The organism is Geofilum rubicundum JCM 15548 (genome assembly GCF_000974365.1).
Lineage (GTDB): Bacteria > Bacteroidota > Bacteroidia > Bacteroidales > Marinilabiliaceae > Geofilum > Geofilum rubicundum.
The window spans coordinates 1-3,122 of the sequence record NZ_BAZW01000126.1; the positions used below are offsets into that span (position 1 = coordinate 1).

A 3,122-nucleotide genomic window follows, 5' to 3' on the forward strand; every position below is an offset into this window, starting at 1 on the left:
TCTTACCCCATCCTTTAATAAGGAAAAAAACCTTTGCCCTTTGAAAATTCAAAAAAAAAGCCCTATTTAGGGCATCCAAAAGAATTAAGCCGACAAAGCCTTTCGGGCGCAAAAAATAGAAGCACATCATGAAGGAAGAAAAAGTATCCACGGTCAATAATGCAGGTCACATCGTTGCCATTGAAAATGCATTGATACGACAACAAGAACATATCATTCTCAGGGATGTCAACCTGACGATTAAGCCCGGCGAATTCACCTACATGATTGGTCGCGTAGGTAGCGGAAAATCCAGTCTCTTAAAAACCCTCTACGGAGAAATCCCCCTGCGGGAAGGGGCCGGTTTTGTGGTGGGCTTCGACCTGCTAAAAATCAAACCCAAACACATTCCCTGGCTACGCAGACGCATGGGCATCATCTTTCAGGATTTTCAGTTGCTGATAGACCGGAATGTGTATGACAACCTGCACTTTGTATTAAAAGCCACCGGCTGGAAAAACCAGGTAGAAATGGACCACGCATCCGCGAAGTTTTATCTGAAGTCGACATGGTACACAAAGGCTACAAAATGCCCCACCAGCTTTCAGGCGGCGAGCAACAGCGCATAGCCATCGCCAGAGCGCTTCTGAACAAGCCCGATTTAATCCTGGCCGATGAGCCTACCGGAAACCTCGATCCCGACACCTCCGATGAACTCATGAAGCTGTTGCATCAGATTTGCAAAGACGGCAAAACCGTCATCATGGCCACCCACAACTACAACCTCATCAAGAAATTTCCCGGACGCACCATACGCTGTGAAGATACGCGCCTGAGCGAAAAGCACCAGGAAGAAATTGATTTTGACCAGATGATTTTGTAGAGGAAGGGTGAGGAAGGGGTGGAAGGGGTGGAAGGGTTGAATGGGTAAGAAGGGTTGATGGGGTGGATAGGTTATTAGGTTGGGAGGCGTAGCGTAGCAAGGAGTTGAAACGAAGTGGAATACCGAGAATCGGTACCCGCAAGGCGGGATTGATAGGCCAAGAGGTGTAGCGCAGCGGAATACCGAGAATCGGGACGTAGCGAAGCAGCTATTATTTACGAAATTTAAAAATTGAAATAGAATGGACACATGGACCATATTGTTACCTTCCATTGCCACCATGGTATTTGCGTTGGTATTGATTTACCTTTTTATTACGCAGGAGAACCGGCGACGTCAGCAGGAGATCCGGGTCAAGGAGAGCACCGAATTGTTGCGCTTGCGGATGCAGGCCTACGAACGGCTGATTTTGCTGTTGGAGCGCCTCAATCCCGAGTCGCTCGTTTTGCGTGAGCAGCGTCACACAATGACCTCCGTGCAGTTCCAGTCGCACCTCCTCAAAATGATACGTCAGGAGTTCGACCACAACCTGGCCATGCAACTGTATGTCAGTCCCGCCACCTGGAACAAAGTCAAAGCAGCCCGTGAGGGCTTGATACGGCTCATCAACACCACCGCCAACAACATCAAACCCGAAGCACCGGCCCTGGAACTGGGCCGCTTTCTGATCGAAAACATGGGGCGCGACCTCAACCTCTATTTCAACGATGCCATTGCCACCATTAAAAAGGAAATGAACGATTTTTACGGCGGGTAAAGCTATAACAAAGTCCATCCTCCGGAAAAAGATCAGCTCATTCAAAGAGACAAACCTTATTCAACGAGCATGAACCTTATTCAAAGGATGAACCCATCAAAAAACCCCTGAGTGTCTGAACACTCAGGGGCTTTTCTTAATTAAGAAACTGTTTAAGATAAGATTTATCCTTATTTTAACAGCTTCTGAATTCCTGTTATATCAACCTTTTAATTTCTCCGCCATCGCCTTACCTAACTGTCGGCAAGCCTCATACTTATCCGCCTTCAGCGCATGCTTCTCCTCTACCGACTCTCCTACCACTTCCCACTTCACCGATTCCGCAAAAGCCGTCAGCTTTTTAACCGCAGCCCCCGACCAGGTAAAACTGCCAAAAATGCCCAGGTAATGCTTCTGAACACCCATGTGATCCAGCTTGGTCACGAGGCTTCCAGACTCGGATGTAATTCATTGCTGTAGGTGGGACTGCCAAAAATAACCCCCTTGTACTTAAAAATATCAGAAATAATATAGGAGGCATGCGTCTTTGAGACATCATACATGCGAATGGCCTTCACGCCCTGCACAGCCAGCTCCCGCGCCACAACCTCCGCCATTTCCTCGGTATGACCGTACATCGAAGCGTAGGCAATCACCACGCCATTGCCCGCCTCGTACTTGCTCCAGGCATCATACATTTCCAGCATTTCAGCGATGTGCGTCCGTATAATGGGACCGTGCGTCGCCGCAATCATCTCAATCTCCAGTCCCGACAACTTATCCAGCGCCTTTTGTACCGGATTGCCATATTTACCTACAATATTGGAATAGTAGCGACGCATCTCATCCTTGAAGTAATCAAACTCCACCTCATCATCAAAAACACCGCCATCCAGCGTTCCAAAACTTCCAAAAGCATCCCCGGAAAACAACAATTTTTGCTCCTGCACATAACTCACCATCGTCTCCGGCCAGTGCACCATCGGAATCATATGAAACTGCAGCGTATTCTCACCCAGCATCAGCACATCGGCCTCTCCCACTTCAATGAACTTATCCTTGTCATTGATACCAAAGAAGCCCTCCACCATCGGAATCGTCTTCTTGTTACCCACCAGCTGCATATCCGGGTACAGCTCCGTCAATATTTGAACAGAGCCGGCATGATCCGGCTCCATGTGATTAATCACCAAATAATCGATCGGCTTATCGCCAATCACCGCACGCACCTTCTTCAGGAATTGATCCACATGCCCAATCTCCACCGTATCAATCAAAGCCACCTTGTGGTCGTTGATCACATACGAGTTATAGGCCACACCCCTTTCCAAAGGCCACAAATTTTCAAACAAATGCGTACGGCGATCATTCACCCCCACATAAAAAATCTTATCCGTCAAATTAATTGGTTGATACATAATTCAATCTTCAATTATATCTTTAATACTAACATTTATTCAAAACCCATTTCCCGCATCGCAGGACCTCAAGCCGCAGGCACCGATCCGATTTATCGAAATCGTT

The 3,122-nt window shown here is 47.6% G+C and carries 5 protein-coding genes; 3 read left to right on the top strand and 2 right to left on the bottom strand.

Annotated features, from left to right (window positions below; translation table 11 throughout):
* Positions 1-128: 128 nt before the first annotated feature.
* From JCM15548_RS20220 to JCM15548_RS20225, 3 genes are all read left to right on the top strand, one after another.
* Positions 129-608, top strand: coding sequence for an ATP-binding cassette domain-containing protein (locus tag JCM15548_RS20220; RefSeq protein WP_262487165.1), 480 nt, complete (start codon positions 129-131; stop codon positions 606-608).
* The gene (locus JCM15548_RS25915) at positions 569-862 is read left to right on the top strand and encodes a cell division ATP-binding protein FtsE (RefSeq protein WP_262487166.1); all 294 of its coding nucleotides are present in this window, start codon (positions 569-571) and stop codon (positions 860-862) included. Before JCM15548_RS20220 ends, JCM15548_RS25915 begins: the two co-directional genes overlap by 40 nt.
* Positions 863-1,103: 241 nt before the next feature.
* Complete coding sequence (locus tag JCM15548_RS20225; RefSeq protein WP_062129003.1) at positions 1,104-1,619, top strand: DUF7935 family protein; 516 nt, start codon at positions 1,104-1,106, stop codon at positions 1,617-1,619.
* 201 nt (positions 1,620-1,820) lie between these two features.
* On the opposite strand, the gene JCM15548_RS24815 is transcribed toward JCM15548_RS20225, so the two are convergent.
* Together JCM15548_RS24815 and JCM15548_RS20230 are read right to left on the bottom strand one after the other, a co-directional pair.
* On the bottom strand, positions 1,821-2,024 hold the full coding sequence (locus JCM15548_RS24815) for a hypothetical protein (RefSeq protein ID WP_227626074.1): 204 nt from the start codon (positions 2,022-2,024) through the stop codon (positions 1,821-1,823).
* Positions 2,025-2,038: 14 nt separating this feature from the next.
* Positions 2,039-3,016, bottom strand: a complete 978-nt coding sequence (locus JCM15548_RS20230; RefSeq protein ID WP_227626075.1) for an FprA family A-type flavoprotein — start codon at positions 3,014-3,016, stop codon at positions 2,039-2,041.
* Positions 3,017-3,122 lie beyond the last annotated feature (106 nt).